Raw genomic sequence first — 18174 nt, forward strand, 5'->3', positions numbered from 1 at the left:
AATGGGGATCTCTATCACCCGTTCCAGGCAAAGCTGTTGGTTACATTCGAATAGTTGGGCAATTACAGGATGGCTTCCCTTAGAGGATTTTTACTCCCTTCTTGCCGTACGGTATTAATTTCTTTGCCTTTGGCTGTAATTCCGTTATTATAATATCTATTGCATCAATATCACAGACCTTCAACCTGTCTGCTGTATCTACTTTTTCTGAAATGGAAAGGGCCACTACTTTTCTGGAGGTGGCGATCATGGCTTTCTTTACCTGCACTACCTCCCAGTCATTATCGGTGAGGCCCGCATCTGCATCTATCGCATTTACACCGAGGAAGCACAGGTCTGCACGGATATTCATGATTTTGGTAATCGCTTCTCCTCCTACGGTGATTTTCGAATCTTTTGCCAGCTTGTCCCCAATCACAATTACTTCAATGTTCGGGTGGTTGGCGTATTCAAAAGCTGCCGGTAAGCTCACGGTAATAAATGTAGCACGTAAATCTTCCGGTAGTAATCTCGCCATTTCCATGATGGTAGTACCCCCTGTGGTGAGTACAAACATCCCGTCCTGTATGAGCTGCACCGCTTTCATGGCAATGATGCGTTTTTCTGCGGCAGCGTATACGTCGTGGGATGCAATACCATCGCGGTACGACTTCGATAATGCGCCTCCATGTACTTTCAGAATCTTTCCTTCCCGGGCCAGTTCGGTAAGGTCTCTGCGTATAGTGTCTTCCGACACCTGGAGCTGCTCGCTCAGATGGGAGGACAATACCTTGTTGTGCAGGTTTACCTGATGGAGTATATAGGCCTGGCGTTCTTCTTTTAACATGGATACAAATCTTCCGTCAAATTCGGCAAAAAAATGCATGAATCCAAATATAAACCCGCAAAATTTTGCGGGTTCGTGCCGGAATTAAGGCTGGAGCAGTTCGTCAACCCGCACAAAACTGTATCCTTTTGCTTTTAACCTGCTGATTAACGCAGGCAGGTAGGGATAAAATTTGTCTGTACGCCGCGGGTCAGTACCAATATGCAATAAGAGCATAAACCCGTTGAGCCCTTGCTCCTGTCCTTTTTCATATGCCATAATCGCATCCAGTATCTCCCGGCTACCTATATAATTTTTTAAATCCGGATACGTGTAATCCGCATTAGACCGGGTACCTGGGGTAAAAGAAATCAGTTGTAAACCTTCCGCTTTTGTCCAGTCCGCCACCTGTTGATTATACCACTCATACGGCGGCAGGAAATAGGGCGCTGCAGCTTTTGTTACTCCTGCCTTTTCCAGCTCCCGGTAAGCATTTCTGAGGTCGGTACGGAATGAATCCTGCGTAACCAGCGTACTATCCCGATGCGCCCAGTCGCAATACAATAAATGCTTATCGGAATGCGTACCTAAATAATGCCCATCCCGCTTTAATTGTTGAATAACTTTTGGAAATTGACGATAAAAATTTCCGGTCAGGAAAAAGGAACCTTTGATGGTGGCTGATTTTAAATTTTGGGAGATAGCAGCCGCACCGTCTGCAAACTCGTCGCCTGTAAATACGAGGGCAAGTTTTTTCTCATGCCGGTTTCCCCGGATGATGCCACCGGCAGCTAAGGTGTGCTGCTGTGGCGCTTCTCCGGCCATAGCTGCCAGCAAATATATCAGCGATGCAGTGCCGTCCATGGTAGGCTCGTTAGTACTGTAATCGCCCCTATCATCGTGATACACGGCCAGGTCACTCTGAAAGTCCGCATACTCATCCGGCTCGGATAATTTAATACCAATCAGGTTTTGATAGATAGCCGTGTACACTGGTCCGTCCACCAAACCGCCATCCACCGGCAACCTGGCAACGGTGCTGAAAGCCGCGTGCGGGTCCGTAGGGTAGTCACCGTTAGCAGGCAAACCATACACCATACTGGTGCCCCAGGGATTACAACCAAACAGCCAGTCGATATTCGCCTGCTCCAATTCCCGGAAAGCCACATCCTTGGTGAGCTGCCGGTACCAGTAACACTGCATGGCAAAAGAAACCGTCAGGTTATTACTGCACCAGATAAACGGTATAGCCCGGTAAAAAGCATTGGCAGCCGCTTTTTTCCAAACCCGGCTTATGCCTTCGCGGTAGTAGCCGGTAACGGTTGTACGCTGCGCAGCAGGCAGGGATTTGGCGAGTTCGTAATGTCCGAGGTTAATAAACGGATACCATTGATAGTGATTGGCGGTATCTTTTCCCAGCCAGGGCGTGATGGTTTCCTGGCTACTGTATTTTAATGCGTCCCGGAGGTAGCGCGGCTCCCGGCTTTGCTGGTACAAACCTGCTGCGGCCAGTTCCATATCGTCCGTCCAGTTATCTTCGGCGTAAATGTAGGGCGATAAAACAGAGGCTGTCTGGCATACGCCCGGTTGCCGCACGCCCATCTGGTAGCTGGATAACGCCCGCTTACGCAGCAATGCAGCCAACGCAGGATCAGCATCTCCATAAATACCTGCCGCCAGTGAAAACGCACTTGAAAATTTACCGGCTGTAGAAGCCACACCGGTGCTCTTATTCTTATATTTTCCCAGGCCCTGCGGCTCACCGGTACAAAAGTACACGGGGCGCTCAAAGCCTTTTCCATAAAACGGATCTTCTTTGGGTAGCCGCAATCCTTTATGATCGCGGTCGTCCGCAATCTGGTTAAACATGATGTTATCCGCAGGATGCATTTTAAGCAGCCATTGCAGCCCCCAGCGGGCTTCGTCCAGCACATCACTCACCTGGTTACTGCCCGGTAGCCCATTGGCCGCATATTGATCGGAAAACACCTGTGGAAAATCCCGGTACGCCGCCAGCAAATGCCAGGTGGCGTTTGCAGACGTAGTTACATATTGCAGGTAATCCGTAGCATCGTGCCAGCCACCGGCCACATCAATACGGGTACTGTCGGGCATGGGGCCATACATCGTATAGCCGTCGTGGGTATGGCAGCTATCCTGCAGCACGGGATTAAACCAGCTCCGTTGCTGGCGCATATAACGCAGGCAAAAGTCTGCCGCACCGTTATATACGTTGTTGGCTATACGAAAATAAGGAGAGTAGGCATTGCCGGCTTTCAGCCGGTAGGTACCTGTTTTTTTCCAGGAAGAGAAATTAAGTCGCGCAGTATGTGTAAATGGTCCGTAAGCGCCAAAGTCCTTGCTGGCGGCGGTGCTGAGCACCACTTCGCCGGAAGCGGAGTCGATCAGTTGAAAGTTTTTGGGGGTGGCGTTATCCTTTGTGCCGAAAACGGCTACTTTGATGCCGTCAGGCAGATATCCCAGCTGGTTGATCCGTATCCATTGCTGCTGCACAAAGGCGGAGCTGGCGAGCAGCAAGGTGAGTGCGATGGCGGGTAGTTTTTTCATGAGCTTCCGTGGATTAGGTGAATAAAGCTATCAAAAGTTATTCACTTGGTCCGTTTTCCGCGTATGACGCTGTGCCTTCGGCACAGCGTCATACGCGGTGTTTTCAGGGCCTGCGGCCCTGAAAACACCGCGCAATTACCATTTAAGGCTATACAAAAACTCCATCTGCTGCTGCGTAATCCTGTTGGGGACCATCCGCACGATCATATCACGCACACTGGTTGCGAGTAATCCTTTCCAGTTAGTCAGCTGTGCCAGTTGCCAGGAGATACCTACTACTTTTTGCACCCTTTCGATGCGGCCATCCTGGTATTTTTTAAAGGCGGCATCAATGCTGGTTTCCTGTTTGAGGCAGCGCGCGAGCATGAGTGCATCTTCAATAGCCTGACTGGCACCTTGTCCGAGGTTGGGAGTGGTAGCGTGGCAGGCATCACCTAACAGTACCACTTTATGCTTATACCAGGTGCTGATAGGTTTGAAATCGTATAAGTCGGCACGGAGCAGCATTTCCGGCTTTATAGCTGCTACTACCTGCTGCATTTTTCCACTGAATGCTGCCAGTTCCTTTTTCATAAATGCAATGGCGTCGATGTCTGTAAACGGCTTGCCTGCGGGCATTTTTTTGGTAAACCAGAAGTACACCCGATCACCGTCCACCTGCATATAGGAAGCACGTAAGCCGTTACCGTTGCCCCATACTTCGGTGGCATTCATTTGTTCTTCGTGGGATAATTTCATGGGGATGATGGCGCGCCAGCAGGTTTGGCCGGAGTAGCGGTATTCCGCAGGTACTACATATTTCTCCCGCACTACCGAGCGGATGCCGTCTGCACCAATCAGCAAATCGGCAGTGGCAGTGCTGCCATCTTCGAAATAGGCGACCACGCCATGTGAGTGATGCTCCAGGCGCTGGAAATTTTTTCCCCAGTGCACTTCCTTCGTTACCGCCTGCAGCAGCAGTTGCTGCAGGGTAGCACGGTGAATCATGTGTGCTCCCTGTCCGTAACGTTGACGGATATACGCATTGCTTACCTGCTGTAACACTTTCCCTTTGTAGTTGCTTACAAAAATATTTTCCGGGAAGATGGAAACGTTACGGATGGCTTCACCTACGCCTAATCGCTCATACACCGTCATGGCATTACCGCCCAGCATGATGCCTGCTCCTACTGCGCGGCATTCGGGAACGGCATCATAAATTTCATAGTCGATTCCTTGCTGTTGCAGCGCTATGGCGGTGGTGAGCCCACCGATACCGGCGCCGATAATGATCGCTTTCATGGGTATCTGAATTATTCCGGGGCAAAGGTAAGGCGACTTTTATCAAATTAGTACATTTGGCCTAATTTATTTTTATTTTTAACAAATGCCTAGCTTTGGAGCATGAAAGATTTCAAAAAGCATTTCATTGTACGTGCTGAGCCCGAGGAGGTATATGCAGCACTCACCAATCCGGCTACCATTCAGCTGTGGACTGGCGAAAAGGCGGTGATGAGCACCGAGCCGGGCACGGAATTTTCCCTTTGGGAAGACAGTATCGTAGGTCGCAACCTCGAGTTTGAAGAAGGCAGGAAGATTGTGCAGGAATGGTATTTCGGGGAAGAGGAAGCGGAGCAGCCTTCGATTGTAACAATCATACTGCATCCTTCCAAGAAAGGAACGGATGTAGAGTTGAGGCATACCAATATTCCGGATGAGGCTTTTGAAGATATTACGGAAGGCTGGACTACACAGTACTTTGGGGCGTTGATAGAGTTTTATGAGGATTAAATTTCCTTTTCTGTTTCTCCCCCGGCGGGGGAGAAACAGTTTTCTGAAAAATCAGGTTATATAGCTTCCTGGTAAGGAAAGCTACTATCCATCCACTGGAAATTAATTTCTTCATCCAGGATATCCTTCAATTCTGCATTCGTCAGCTTCCCTTTGGCAAATACCTCCCGCAGTATGGCTACCTGGCTTGCCGTCAGGTAAGGTTCATGCGATTCGAGCCAGCGCTCACAGTTAGCCTTCATATCTCCCACTGTTATTAAACCCGGATAATGCGGATCTATATCGGTAACCGCTTCCAGCATCTGGAGGAAGATGAAGTCCTGCAGGTTTTTAGCAAGTATGCAGGCCTCGTTTGAATCGTGCCATACCAGCACCACCGGCACATCATCCCCGTCCTGCAAATTATAATAGAGTGCAAACCAGTCGCCTGCTCCGGTAGTGGCAATCGGAATAAAGCGGTGCACCGGATCTGCAAACAGGATGCCTTCTTCCAGGTAATCAGCCACAGCGGATGTGTTGATCACCTCCAGGTCGTGTGCATACAACAGGAAAGGAGGATTTTCCTGCAACTGCGGAAATATGCGCTGGTGCCAATCCGGACCAAACGTTCCCCAGTTGAGCATACCATCTGCATATAGTTGTTTGTATAGTGCAGGGTATCTAAAGTTGTACAAGTCTTCTATTTCTTCGAGATGCATAGTATTCTTAGTATTCAGCGGTTTTTCGGGCTGTACCAAGGTACTCACTTTCACCGGGAAAATGGACTATCCTGCCAGACTTTTTTTGCTGTTAAATTCGTTGATTCTTGTATCTGGATTCATCATATATGTAAGTACTGAGCCATCATCTTTTAGCTCTACAATCCGGAAGCCATGGTAGTTGGTACCCCAGCTACCGCCGATGTGGCTATCAAACAGGAAAGGCAGCTGGTTATCCAGCAGTTTCACGTTGTCCTGGTCATGGTCGTGCCCGTTGAATACGGCTTTCACGTTAGGATACTTACGGACCAACGCCGCAAAAGCGGGAGAGTCGGCGGCATATTCCGTCCATTTAACCGGGGTAATATGCAGGAAGATAAAAATGGCTTTGGCTTTTTTATTGGCTTCGAGGCGCTCTTCGAACCATTGGAGGTCAGGTGCCAGGAAATCGCCCTTGATGTTGGAGGTATCGCCGAAGAGCAATACGTTACCATTGATTACCTGCTGGTGTTGCAGCGGATTGCCCCAGGCCTGCTGCCAGGCCTCCGGCGTAACGCGGTCGTGATTGCCACGGGTGGCATATACTTTCGGGTGAATGGTTTTAAATAGTTGTGCTGCCGGCTGTAATAAGGAGGGTTCATTGTGAATCACATCACCGTTGAGTACAAAAAACTCGCAGGGAGTAGCTGCATGCACTTTGCCGAACGCTGCTTTCAGGTCCTTAAAGTATTGCTCATAGGGCGTATTGGGCTCGCCATAGTGCCAGTCGGACCCTACAGCAAACCGGAAAACAGTTTTTTTATGCAGGTGATCGGCGGTAGCTGCTTTTACAATCGTACCGCAGGCGGAAATGATAACGGCGGCAGAAAGGCCACCAAGGAATTCTCTTCTGTTCATCATATAAAAATAGCGCGATTTAAAGGTGGATAACAGGCCTTGAAACAGGGTTAACATAAATATAAAACAAAGATTACCTATGAGCCGGAAAATCCCTGAAATTGAATAAAATCAAACTAGATAAGTTTGTTAAAAAATTATTTCTAAAAATTTTTTCTCCACATTTGATTTTATTTAATATAACGTATTGTACAGTGCGATTGATATTAAACTTTCAATTTATTCAGAAAGAATTGTAATCAGTTTGTTAATTTGCTTCAAAAGACGCATTTAATTCACCCTGCTTAATTGTTTGTATTGTAACTTTGCACCTCGAATTAAATAGGGGTTATGTTTAGAAGCAAGAGTACGTCTGAAACAGGTCCGGATGTGGTTTTAATAGGCGCTGGTATTATGAGCGCTACCCTGGGAATGCTCCTGAAGGAGTTGCAACCGGAACTTACCATCGCCATTTATGAAAGATTGGATGTTGCCGCCGCCGAAAGTTCCGACGCATGGAACAATGCCGGCACGGGGCACTCTGCTTTCTGTGAGTTGAACTATACACCACAGAAACCAGACGGGTCAGTAGACATCAAGAAAGCTGTGAACATTGCAGAGCAGTTTGAAGTTTCCCGCCAATTCTGGTCATACCTGGTCGAAAAAAACATTATTTCCAATCCCCAGGAATTTATACAAAGTATTCCTCATATGAGCTTTGTTTGGGGTGAAGAGAATGTGGATTACCTGCGAAAGCGTTACAAAGCCCTGCAACAATGCCACCTGTTTGATACCATGGTGTACTCTGAAGATCAGCAGCAGCTCCGCGAATGGATGCCGCTGGTGATGCAACACCGTGATCCTTCCCAGAAAGTGGCCGCTACCTATACTGAAATGGGTACAGACGTGAACTTTGGCGCTCTTACCCGTCAGTTGTTCCGCTACCTCCAAAAGCTGGATGGCGTGTCCATGCACTTCAACCACGATGTTCGCGATCTGAAAAAATCCGATAACGGTGGCTGGATTGTAAAAGTGAAGAACCGTGATACCCGCGAAAAAAATGTACTCAACGCAAGATTCGTATTTATTGGCGCAGGCGGTGGTTCCTTACCATTGCTTGAAAAATCAGGCATCCCTGAAGGTAAAGGCTTCGGCGGATTCCCGGTGAGTGGCCAGTGGCTGCGTTGCAATAATCCTGAAATCATCGAAAAACACCAGGCGAAAGTATATGGAAAAGCCTCTGTAGGCGCACCTCCTATGTCAGTACCACACCTGGATACCCGCATGATCGACGGTAAAAAAGCACTGCTCTTCGGACCATACGCAGGATTCTCTACCAAGTTCCTGAAAAATGGCTCCTACCTCGACCTGCCCCTGTCCATCAAAGCCAATAACATTTACCCAATGGTATCTGCAGGCCTCGATAATATTCCGCTGACCAAATACCTGATCGCTCAGGTGCGGCAAAAACCGGAAGACAGGCTGGAAGCCCTCCGCGAATACTTCCCGGACGCAGAAATGAAAGACTGGGAACTGGAAATGGCCGGACAACGTGTACAGGTCATCAAAAAAGATCCTGAACATGGTGGCATCCTCGAATTCGGTACAGAAGTAGTTAGTGCTGCCGACGGTTCCATCGCAGCGCTGCTCGGCGCTTCCCCAGGTGCTTCCACCGCAGTGTCCATTATGCTCAACCTGATGAAACGCTGCTTCAAAGAAGATGTGGACACAGAAGCATGGCAACAGAAACTGAAACAAATGATTCCTTCTTACGGACAGTCACTCCTCAGCAATCCTGAACTCACCGCCAAACTGCGGAAATGGACCACCGAAGTGCTGGAACTGCAACAGATGGAAACCGCATAATTAAGGTCTGTCATAATTTTAATACTTATAAAACCGCCCGGCTTACCACCGCGGCGGTTTTTCATTTTTAGATAAAAAAATACCTGCAATAGCCAAAATGAAATCATAATCGTATCAGTTTTTTACTGATTTTAGTAGTGTAATTTGCAAGCGTAACAAAGACACTCATTGCTAATTGATTATCAATCACTAAGGCGCGAATGCGCTTATTTTTTGAGCCAACTTGCAATCGTTTGCATAGATTAATTAAAATAATTCCATTATGAAAAAACTGACCTGCTGCCTCCTGGCATTGCTGGCCATTAGTCAATGCCTGCCGGCGCAAACAAAAACTACTGCCGCCGTCACCACAGAAATTTCCCGCGAGCAACGTATGAAATGGTGGAGAGAAGCCAGATTCGGCATGTTTATCCACTGGGGCGACTATGCCGTGCCCGCTGGATGGTATAAAGGGCATCAGGTACAACGCGGTGGCGAATGGATCATGAACAGAGGTAAGATAGGCGTGAAAGAATACCAGGAATATGCAAAGAAATTTAACCCTGTTAAATATGATGCGGACGCATGGGTGAAAATGGCCAAAGATGCCGGCATGAAATATATCGTGATCACCGCCAAACATCACGACGGCTTCGCCATGTTTAAATCCAATGCCAGCAAATTTAATATCGTAGATGCTACACCGTATGGCAAAGATGTATTAAAAGACCTCGCTGCGGCCTGCAAAAAGCACGGCGTTAAATTAGGCTTCTACTACTCACAGGCACAGGACTGGAACAACCCTGGTGGCGCCGCTGCACGTAAAGTAGCCTCCGAAGGATGGCCTAACCCGGACAGCGCTAAAATAGACGCTTACACCGCCGCCAACACCGGCCACTGGGACCCACTGCAAACAACGGCTTCCATGTCGGACTACATCGATAAAGTAGCAGTACCGCAGGTAAAGGAGTTATTAACTAATTATGGAGATGTAGCGGTACTCTGGTGGGATACGCCTACGAACATGACAGATGAATATGCGCAAAAACTCCAGCAGGCACTGTCCCTCCAACCCAATATCATTACCAACGACAGGCTGAAACGCCCTAACTTCCCCGGCGATTACAAAACACCGGAACAAAAAATTCCTACCAAGGAAGAACTGGATGGAAGAGACTGGGAAACCTGCATGACCATGAACGGCACCTGGGGATATAAAGAGTGGGATAACAAGTGGAAAAGCACGGAAACACTGGTAAGAAACCTGATCGATATCGCTTCCAAAAACGGTAACTACCTGCTCAACGTAGGTCCTACCGCAGAAGGTACCTTCCCGCAACAAAGCATCGACGGCCTGGCCGGTATCGGTAAATGGATGAAGGTAAACGGCGAATCCATCTACGCTACCTCCGGTAGTCAGCTGCCAACCCTCACCTGGGGCCGCTGCACACAAAAAACCACCGGCAACAAAACCACTTACTATCTCCATGTATTTAACTGGCCATCAGATGGTAAACTGGTTGTGCCTGGATTGAAAAATAAAGTCACCAAAGCCACCCTGCTGGCAAATGGCAGCAAGCTGAAAACTGCTGCAGAAGCGGATGCGCTGGTGGTGACTGTGCCATCACAGGCGCCTGATAATATTGCGTCTGTGATCAAAATAGAAACAAGTCTTTAATCACTTTTCGAAAAAGTCCGCTGCCTTCGGCAGCGGACTTTTTCGAATGGAGCCAGCGCTGAATGCCCTGGCTCCATTCGAAACCTATCTTTTGCAGCGAATCCATGAAACAGAACTACCTACTCTCTGTTTTACTGATCCTGTTTGCAGTGCAATCACAGGCACAAAAAGCCTCGTTCGACATTGTTGCGTTTGGCGCTAACGGAAACGGAAAAACTTTAAATACAGCGGCTATACAATCCGCTATCGACAGCTGCTCCCGTAGTGGAGGCGGCATTGTACGCATCCCTCCGGGCAACTGGCTCACCGGCACACTGCTCCTTAAAAATGATGTTACCTTACAGGTAGATGAAAATGCTACGCTGCTAGGGAGCCCGGATATCAACGACTACCAGGTGGTAGATGGGTTTAAAGACGGGCTCGGTCAGCAAATGGGCTATGCGCTCATAGGCGCCGTAGAAGTACATAACACCGCCATCACCGGCAAAGGCACCATCAACGGCCAGGGTAAACTTGTATACGCCTCCGGAGGGCACCAGCGCCGCCCCTTCCTCGTCCGCTTCGTACGATCCAGCAACATACGTGTTACAGACGTACACCTCACCGGCCCTACTGCGTGGACCATGCACTTCTTCCACTGTCAGCAAATCGTTGCAAAAAACGTTTCGATCTTTAGTCGCGGCCTCGGTAACAACGACGGTATTGATATCGACTGCTGCGAAAACGTACAAATCAGCGACTGCAACATCAACAGCGGCGACGATGCCATCTGCTTTAAAACCACCAGCCCATACCCCTGCCGCAATGTAACAGTATCGAACATACGCATCAACACCGGCGAAGGAGCCATCAAATTCGGCACCGAATCCGCCGGCAACTTTGAAAACATCACCGTAAAAAATATTAAAGTTGATTTCGCACGCGAAGGCGGTATCAAAATATTTTCCGTGGATGGCTCACATATCCGCAACATCCGTATTTCCGATGTGGATATGGATACCGTACACCTGCCGATTATTATGCGGCTCGGCGCGCGACTCAAAACTTTCCGCGAAGCTGATGCCAAACAGCCACCAGGCACCATCAGCGATATCAACATCCGCAATGTAAACGTAAAACATGGCACCTGGACAGGCATGCTTATCAGCGGTATCCCTGACCACACCATCCAAAACGTAAACCTGGAAAACATCCAGATCAATATACCAGGAACGGGTACACGTGAAGATGCGCAAATCGCACTGGAAGAGCGACCGGCAGACTATCCCGAAATCAAAATGTTCGGAAAGAAAATCCCTGCCTCTGCGCTCTACATACGGCATGCAGCCAACATCCGCTTGCACAACGTCACCATTACATCCGACAATACAGACGCTAGACCGGCAATAATAGGATACGACCTGGCAAACATTACTATCAGCAAATGGAAAATCCCTGCTAACAACGGGCAAGAACCACTGGCAAAAATTTCTGACGCTAAAAACATAGATTTTACCAACATCACGGCTCCCGCACACCTCACTTTCCTACACGTTAGCGGCACTAATAACGCCGCTATTACTGTGGCAAAAAAATTAAAGGTTACACTCGGCAAAGAAGTGGCGGACAATACCGTAACAACTAAGTAACAACCAGCAAAACTAAATTCCCGGAAGGGCTGCCAAAAGCAGTTCCGGTACACTATTGCCGGCAACAAACGTTGTTGCCGGCCAGGCATTCCACACCCATTACTCAACCAAAAAACAACGTTATGAAAAACAAGTACGATTGTACATCAATCGCTATTCCACCCGGCTTTTTCCTTCACTGGAAAATGCTGCTGGTGTTGCTCCTCTGCGTATGCTCGTCCACGTTATACGCACAACAAAATGTAAATATCAATGGCAAGGTAACTTCGCAAAGCGGAGAACCCCTGCCCGGCGCCAACGTACAAATCAAAGGCACCTCCAAAGGCGCTGCCACTGGCGCAGATGGTGGCTTCACACTGAGTGCCCCTGCCGGCGCTATTCTTCGCATTACCTATACAGGATTTCTCGCAAAGGAAATCACCATAGGCAGTACAGATATGCCACACCTTAACATCCAGTTAAACGTCAATAAAGGCGAGCTGAATGAAGTGGTAGTAGTAGGTTACGGTACACAAAAAAGATCCGACCTCACCGGTGCCATTACCAGCATCAGTTCACAGGCACTGCGTGATGTACCCGCTGCCAACCTCAGTCAGGCCCTGAAAGGGCAGGGCGCCGGTATCGACGTACAGAAAAGCGGCGGCAACAGCAAGCCAGGTGCTAAACCCACAATCCTGATCCGCGGCAGCCGCTCCCTGAAAGCCACCAATTCTCCCTTATTTGTAGTGGATGGTATTCCGTTTAACGGTGATATTAACGACATCAACCCGGACGATATCAGTTCCATTCAGGTGCTTAAAGATGCCTCGGCTACTGCCATCTACGGCTCCCGCGGGGCTAACGGGGTCATACTCGTGACCACCAAACGCGGCAATGCCGGCGGTACTGTTGTTACCTACAGCGGTTATGCCGGTTTTGTAAAGCCTTCCGGCCGGTATGACCTCATGAACTCAGAACAGTATGCAGGACTCAAAAAATGGGCATTCTACAATGCCGATCCGGTGAAATACAGTAGTCCGGAAGATCCTAAAATCATGCAGGATGCCTTTGACGCAGTAGAACGCGAGGGACTCGCCAACGGCCGCAGTACCGACTGGCAGGATCTGGTATACCGCACCGGTATGCAAACCAATCACCAGGTAGGAGTTTCCGGCGGCAGTGAAAAAACTCAGTACAGCATCAGCGGTGGCTACTATAAAGAAACAGGTGTGTATCCTGGTCAGTCCTTCGAACGCTTCAGCGTAAAGATCGGCGTGGACCACCAGATCAATAAAATCTTTAAAGTCGGCATTAGCTCTCTCAACAACTTTTCCACAACACTTGGAGAAAGCGCAAATCCTATGGGTCAGGTGCTGCGTGCCAGCCCTATGGCACCGGCGTTTGACAGTACCGGTAATGTGCTCAATGATTTCGTGGCCGGCAGCGCCGCACAGATATGGAATCCGCTGGCCAACTTCCTGCCAGGCGCTGTGGTGGAAAGGCGTAAACGCACCGGTACCTTCACCACCGGTTACCTGGATGTAAACATCCTTCCCGGACTACGGTACCGCCTAAACGCAGGTGCGGAAATTAAAACCGATAATTACGGCAACTTCTACGCCAGCAAAACTACCAACAACCTCGGCAACCTCAATACCAGCGAAACCAACTACGGACAGAATACCAGCTTCACCGTAGAAAACCTGCTGTACTACGATAAAACAATCCGTAAGCATAAACTCAGCTTTACAGGCCTGTACAGCGTACAGGAGTCCGATGGCAGAACTACGAAATACACTAACAACACGCTGCTATCCGACAACCTGGAATTCGCCAATCCACAATACGCTTCCAACCTTGCCGGTAGCGGCACCGATCCTAAGTGGGATATCATTTCCTATATGGGTCGCTTGTTCTATAGCTTCGATGACCGCTACCTGCTCACGCTGGTGATGCGGTCCGACGGTAGCTCCCGGCTGGCGCCAGGCAACCAGTTCAAGGGCTTCCCTTCTGCGGTGGTGAGCTGGAACCTCAGCAATGAAAAATGGGCCCGCAACTCCCGGATTATCTCTAACATGAAAATCCGCGCCAGCTACGGCCGCGTTGGTAACACCGCCATTGATCCGTATCAAACAAAAGGATCACTCAATGCACTCAACTATAACTACGGCAGTACCAATGTTACCGGTGCTTACCTCAATGCAGCACCGAATATGAACCTGCAATGGGAGTACACTACCACCGCTAACTTCGGGGTGGACTTTGCCCTGCTCAACAACCGCATCAGTGGTAACATTGACGCCTACACGCAAAACACCAGCAACCTCCTGCTGCCACAAAAACTCCCCGGCACCACCGGCATTCCCGGCAACGTGCTGGTGAATGTGGGAAAAACAGAAAACAAAGGAATTGAAGTTCATTTAGCCACTGTAAATATCCAATCCAATAAAGCCAACGGCTTTAACTGGACCACCGATCTCAACTGGTACGTGAATCGTGGAAAGATCACCCAGCTGTACAATAACATTCAACAGGACCTTGCTAACAACTGGTTTGTGGGCTACCCGATTGGTGAATATTACGATTATCAACGGCTGGGCCTCTGGCAAAATACCAAGACAGACTCACTGACGGCAAAGGCGTTTAAGCAAAGTGTAAGCGGGCCTACTTCTGTAATTGGAAATATCCGGGTGGTGGATGTAAATAAAGACAGCACGTTTAGTGCCGCTGATAAAACGCTGATAGGAAGTCCGCAGCCGAAATGGGAAGGCGGTATGACTAACCGGTTCAGTTACAAGGGACTTGACTTTACGATCGTAGTGTTTGCACGCGTAGGCGGTATACTGAACAGTAAATTGTACGGGGGCGGTTTCGCCAATACCTTCCAGGGCAATTACAACAACCTGAATGTTCGGTACTGGACACCTACCAACGGCGAAAACTATTATCCGAAACCAAACAATTCATCTACCCAAACCCAATATAACGCCACCCTTGGTTACCTGGATGGCAGCTTCCTGAAAATCCGAAGCCTGAGCCTGGGCTACAACCTGCCGCAGTCGTTTGTGCAGCTCCTGAAAGCCCGCTCCCTGCGCGTGTATGCCACGGCACAGGATCCGTTTATTCTCTTCAGTGAATACCGTAATAAATACCATGGAGTAGATCCGGAATCGGCCGGCAATATCAATGCTGATACGCCCGGCACCTGGTCTATGATTTTTGGAATTAACCTGACTTTATAATGCATTCCGTTATGAAAAAGATACTTTATATATGCTGCATTGCCGCTGCTACACAGTTATTAGGCGGATGTAAAAAAATGTTGCAGGAACAACCGCATGGTGTGCTTACACCGGAATTTTACAAAACCAGCCAGGGCCTCAAAGCGGGTCTGGATGCGGCTTACGCCGGCACCCGTACGATCTGGGGTAATGAAGATTATTTCTCTCTTACCACGCCTGCTACGGATGAATGGCTACGCGGAAATGACGGCAATAAAGATTTATTTCTGCTGTCAACAGCCTATCAATCCACTGATGGCAAGGTCACTGCGCTGTGGAATAACTGTTATACTTACATCAATTCCTGCAATGCGGTGGTTGAAAACGCAGCTACTGTTACCGGCATTAAAGATGAGCTGAAAGCCCGTATGGTAGGGGAAGCCAAATTCTTACGTGCCAATTATTATTTCGTACTTGTACAGTTGTGGGGAGATGTTACCCTCACTACGAAATTTAACACGGAACCGCTTACTTCCGCTAAGCGTGATCCCCTGGCGAACGTGTATACCAGTATTATTCAGGATCTGAAAGATGCTATTGCCGTACTGCCAAAGAACCCCGTCACTAAAGGAGTGGACCCCGGGAGAGCTACTGTAGTGGCGGCCCAGCATGTATTGGCAAAAGTATACCTTACCCGCGCCGGCAGCAGTGCCAAACAACCGGATGATTACCAGAACGCCTATACGAATGCGCTGGAGGTGATCAATAACGGAGGCATGTCGCTCCTGCCTGACTTCGCCAGTGTGTTTGCAGAGGGTAATGAGAACAGCCCAGAGGTTTTGTGGGCCGTACAACATACTACCAGCCTGGCGTACAACGGATCACCCAACCAGGACAACCGTACTCCGGATAATATGCTGGTGCATTTGTTTGTACCGCAATATGAAAAGGTGGACGGTATGCAGCGCGACATCCTTGGCGGCCGGCCCTACATCCGCACAGTTCCTTCCCGCTGGCTGACAGACACTGTATTTGCAGAAAGAAAGAACGATACCAGGTTTCATAAAACATTCCAGACGGTATGGTATTGCAATAATGCCAACAGTATTCCAAAATGGCCAACCCCTTTGCCAGCGGGCGCTCCGGCGGGTGCCACCGCAGGTGGTCCTAAATTTAAACTGGGAGATACAGCCATTTATTTGCCACTGGCACCTAAAACAGCTCAGCAGATTGCGGCAGCACCTTATACCATGATTCCTTCGGATCAATATAATGCACGGATGAGTCCAGCCTTAATGAAATATATTGATACCAAGCGCAGTGATATGAATGCACCCTCTGTACGCCCGGTGATAGCTTACCGGCTGGCGGAAACCTATCTGATAGCGGCCGAAGCGCTGATGATGGCGGGCCGGGCATCCGATGCAGTGCCATATATAAATGCAGTGCGCGAACGTGCGGCTTATCCCACAGGCAATAAAGCCCTGATGGATATTACAGCAGCAGAACTGAACCTTGATTTTATATTGGATGAACGCTCCCGGGAGCTGGCTGGCGAAAATGTACGTTGGCTGGACCTGGCACGTACGGGGCAGTTGGAAGCACGTATCAGAAAGCATAATACTGAATGCAGGAGCAGTTTTCAGAGTCCTAAGCATTTGCTGCGACCTATTCCGCTGGATCAGATTAATGCGGTAACAACGGGACCAGCTTATGGGCAGAATAAGGATTGGCTATAACTATTTACTTTCAAAATCTGAGCCGCCTTCGGCGGCTCAGATTTTGAAAAGCCCAGGGCCGAAGGTCCTGGGCTTTTCAAAAATAAACGTTACCCAACAAGTTCCCCCAACATGCTAAAGCAAATAACCCCCAGCACAATCAGCGTAATAAATACATAGAGATAATCGCGTTCCAGCAGGAATGCGAATGCGGACAATGCCACGCGGATGATAGGCGTAGCGATCAGGCATACTACTCCGAGTTGGATAATTTCCATACCGTGAATACCCCTTACTCCCTGGATGATTCCTGAAAAGCTGTCGAGCCCGGCACGCACACCGGTAAACTCCCGGTAGCTGGGTAGCTCGCCGCCATGGCGATAGAGGTAGATGAGTCCACCGATGATAACCAGTACGCTGGCAGTAATAACACCGATGCGCAACTGCTTCCCGATGAGTTGCTGAATGTCTTTATCGGCCCAGTAGCCTTTAGTAAATAAGTGTTTCATGTGTTTAGAGTTTTCCGGTGTAACCATTGTAAATCATCTGAACGGCGAGGAAGGTGATCACCACGCTGAAGACTAAACGAAGTTTTGTTACGTTTGCGCGTACCAGTAGTTTGGAACCGCCAAAGGCACCGGCGAGTACGCCAAGCACCACGGGCAGGCACAGGCCCGGAGAAATATAGCCACGTTGCAGGTATACTACCGCACTGGCGGCGGCGGTAACGCCAATCATGAAATTGCTGGTGGTGGTAGAAACTTTAAAAGGTATCCGCATGATATTATCCATAGCAAGCACTTTGAGGGCGCCGCTGCCGATGCCGAGTAACCCGGACATAATGCCGGCAAACATCATCATAAAATAACCACCTGCCACGCGGTGTACTGTGTAGGATACTTTTTCTGCAGGCGTTGGATATTCACCATTAAGCCGCAGTTTGCGGGCCAGTTCACTGGTATCTCCCTGATCTGCATTATTTACTTTTGGTTTAAACGACATGATAGCGGAAAAGATCAGTACACAACCGAAGATAATGGCCACGATATTGGTGGGCATAAAAACCGCCACGAGTGCACCAATTACGGCGCCGGTAGTGGTGGCTATTTCCAGGAACATCCCCAGGCGGATATTGGTAATACCTTCCTTTACATAGGCAGAAGCCGATCCGGAAGAAGTAGCAATAGAGGCAATGAGGGCGGTACCGATGGCATAGCGGATGTCGACATGAAATACAAGCGTGAGTAAGGGAATAATGACCACACCGCCTCCCAGGCCGGTGAGGGACCCCAGCATGCCGGCCGTGAATGCGCCCAGCAGCAGGATCAGCGTGAAAGCTAAAATCGTCATAAGATGGTTGGTTGGTGTTTTGATGCAATTCCAGGTAC

Annotated in this window: 13 protein-coding genes; 6 read left to right on the forward strand and 7 right to left on the reverse strand. The window is 49.0% G+C overall.

Annotation, left to right across the window (positions count from 1 at the left end):
* Positions 1 to 79: 79 nt before the first annotated feature.
* The 3 genes from BUB18_RS03435 to BUB18_RS03445 all read right to left on the reverse strand — a co-directional run bounded on the left by BUB18_RS03435 (position 80) and on the right by BUB18_RS03445 (position 4654).
* Positions 80 to 865, reverse strand: coding sequence for a DeoR/GlpR family DNA-binding transcription regulator (locus BUB18_RS03435; RefSeq protein WP_317043086.1), 786 nt, complete (start codon positions 863 to 865; stop codon positions 80 to 82).
* A gap of 45 nt (positions 866 to 910) precedes the next feature.
* The gene (locus BUB18_RS03440) at positions 911 to 3373 is read right to left on the reverse strand and encodes a bifunctional glycoside hydrolase family 9 protein/polysaccharide deacetylase (RefSeq protein WP_073078026.1); all 2463 of its coding nucleotides are present in this window, start codon (positions 3371 to 3373) and stop codon (positions 911 to 913) included.
* 135 nt (positions 3374 to 3508) lie between these two features.
* Positions 3509 to 4654 (reverse strand): FAD-dependent monooxygenase, encoded by a 1146-nt coding sequence (locus BUB18_RS03445; RefSeq protein WP_073078027.1) that lies wholly within the window; start codon positions 4652 to 4654, stop codon positions 3509 to 3511.
* A 102-nt stretch (positions 4655 to 4756) separates the two neighbouring features.
* Here BUB18_RS03445 and BUB18_RS03450 point away from each other — a divergent pair, with 102 nt between their 5' ends.
* On the forward strand, positions 4757 to 5143 hold the full coding sequence (locus BUB18_RS03450; protein WP_073078029.1) for an SRPBCC domain-containing protein: 387 nt from the start codon (positions 4757 to 4759) through the stop codon (positions 5141 to 5143).
* A gap of 56 nt (positions 5144 to 5199) precedes the next feature.
* Here the strand turns inward: BUB18_RS03450 and BUB18_RS03455 are convergent, their stop codons facing one another.
* Positions 5200 to 5841, reverse strand: coding sequence for an SMI1/KNR4 family protein (locus BUB18_RS03455; RefSeq protein ID WP_073078455.1), 642 nt, complete (start codon positions 5839 to 5841; stop codon positions 5200 to 5202).
* A gap of 66 nt (positions 5842 to 5907) precedes the next feature.
* Positions 5908 to 6741 (reverse strand): metallophosphoesterase family protein, encoded by an 834-nt coding sequence (locus tag BUB18_RS03460; RefSeq protein ID WP_178372077.1) that lies wholly within the window; start codon positions 6739 to 6741, stop codon positions 5908 to 5910.
* Between the two features lie 327 nt (positions 6742 to 7068).
* Here BUB18_RS03460 and BUB18_RS03465 point away from each other — a divergent pair, with 327 nt between their 5' ends.
* From BUB18_RS03465 to BUB18_RS03485, 5 genes are all read left to right on the forward strand, one after another.
* Positions 7069 to 8583, forward strand: a complete 1515-nt coding sequence (locus BUB18_RS03465; RefSeq protein WP_073078031.1) for a malate:quinone oxidoreductase — start codon at positions 7069 to 7071, stop codon at positions 8581 to 8583.
* 262 nt (positions 8584 to 8845) lie between these two features.
* Positions 8846 to 10240 carry an alpha-L-fucosidase gene (locus BUB18_RS03470; protein WP_083549315.1) on the forward strand — a complete coding sequence of 465 codons (1395 nt, stop codon included), beginning with the start codon at positions 8846 to 8848 and terminating at the stop codon, positions 10238 to 10240.
* Positions 10241 to 10344: 104 nt separating this feature from the next.
* Positions 10345 to 11868: a glycoside hydrolase family 28 protein gene (locus BUB18_RS03475; RefSeq protein ID WP_178372078.1), complete on the forward strand. Its 1524-nt coding sequence runs from the start codon at positions 10345 to 10347 to the stop codon at positions 11866 to 11868.
* A gap of 122 nt (positions 11869 to 11990) precedes the next feature.
* Positions 11991 to 15089, forward strand: a complete 3099-nt coding sequence (locus BUB18_RS03480; protein ID WP_083549317.1) for a SusC/RagA family TonB-linked outer membrane protein — start codon at positions 11991 to 11993, stop codon at positions 15087 to 15089.
* A gap of 11 nt (positions 15090 to 15100) precedes the next feature.
* The gene (locus BUB18_RS03485; RefSeq protein ID WP_073078466.1) at positions 15101 to 16807 is read left to right on the forward strand and encodes a RagB/SusD family nutrient uptake outer membrane protein; all 1707 of its coding nucleotides are present in this window, start codon (positions 15101 to 15103) and stop codon (positions 16805 to 16807) included.
* An 89-nt stretch (positions 16808 to 16896) separates the two neighbouring features.
* Here BUB18_RS03485 and BUB18_RS03490 read toward each other — a convergent pair whose 3' ends face one another.
* Entirely contained in the window at positions 16897 to 17295 is a 399-nt protein-coding gene (locus tag BUB18_RS03490; protein ID WP_073078035.1) for a DUF1634 domain-containing protein, read from the reverse strand.
* Between the two features lie 4 nt (positions 17296 to 17299).
* Positions 17300 to 18136: a sulfite exporter TauE/SafE family protein gene (locus BUB18_RS03495; RefSeq protein ID WP_073078036.1), complete on the reverse strand. Its 837-nt coding sequence runs from the start codon at positions 18134 to 18136 to the stop codon at positions 17300 to 17302.
* Positions 18137 to 18174: the final 38 nt, after the last annotated feature.

Source organism: Chitinophaga jiangningensis (assembly GCF_900142605.1).
GTDB classification, from domain to species: domain Bacteria; phylum Bacteroidota; class Bacteroidia; order Chitinophagales; family Chitinophagaceae; genus Chitinophaga; species Chitinophaga jiangningensis.

Excerpts from the sequence above, each read along its gene's own strand:
- BUB18_RS03435 (WP_317043086.1), bottom strand. The coding sequence starts at position 865 with ATGCATTTTTTTGCCGAATTTGACGGAAGATTTGTATCCATGTTAAAA.
- BUB18_RS03440 (WP_073078026.1), bottom strand. The coding sequence starts at position 3,373 with ATGAAAAAACTACCCGCCATCGCACTCACCTTGCTGCTCGCCAGCTCC.
- BUB18_RS03445 (WP_073078027.1), bottom strand. The coding sequence starts at position 4,654 with ATGAAAGCGATCATTATCGGCGCCGGTATCGGTGGGCTCACCACCGCC.
- BUB18_RS03450 (WP_073078029.1), top strand. The coding sequence starts at position 4,757 with ATGAAAGATTTCAAAAAGCATTTCATTGTACGTGCTGAGCCCGAGGAG.
- BUB18_RS03455 (WP_073078455.1), bottom strand. The coding sequence starts at position 5,841 with ATGCATCTCGAAGAAATAGAAGACTTGTACAACTTTAGATACCCTGCA.
- BUB18_RS03460 (WP_178372077.1), bottom strand. The coding sequence starts at position 6,741 with ATGATGAACAGAAGAGAATTCCTTGGTGGCCTTTCTGCCGCCGTTATC.
- BUB18_RS03465 (WP_073078031.1), top strand. The coding sequence starts at position 7,069 with ATGTTTAGAAGCAAGAGTACGTCTGAAACAGGTCCGGATGTGGTTTTA.
- BUB18_RS03470 (WP_083549315.1), top strand. The coding sequence starts at position 8,846 with ATGAAAAAACTGACCTGCTGCCTCCTGGCATTGCTGGCCATTAGTCAA.
- BUB18_RS03475 (WP_178372078.1), top strand. The coding sequence starts at position 10,345 with ATGAAACAGAACTACCTACTCTCTGTTTTACTGATCCTGTTTGCAGTG.
- BUB18_RS03480 (WP_083549317.1), top strand. The coding sequence starts at position 11,991 with ATGAAAAACAAGTACGATTGTACATCAATCGCTATTCCACCCGGCTTT.
- BUB18_RS03485 (WP_073078466.1), top strand. The coding sequence starts at position 15,101 with ATGAAAAAGATACTTTATATATGCTGCATTGCCGCTGCTACACAGTTA.
- BUB18_RS03490 (WP_073078035.1), bottom strand. The coding sequence starts at position 17,295 with ATGAAACACTTATTTACTAAAGGCTACTGGGCCGATAAAGACATTCAG.
- BUB18_RS03495 (WP_073078036.1), bottom strand. The coding sequence starts at position 18,136 with ATGACGATTTTAGCTTTCACGCTGATCCTGCTGCTGGGCGCATTCACG.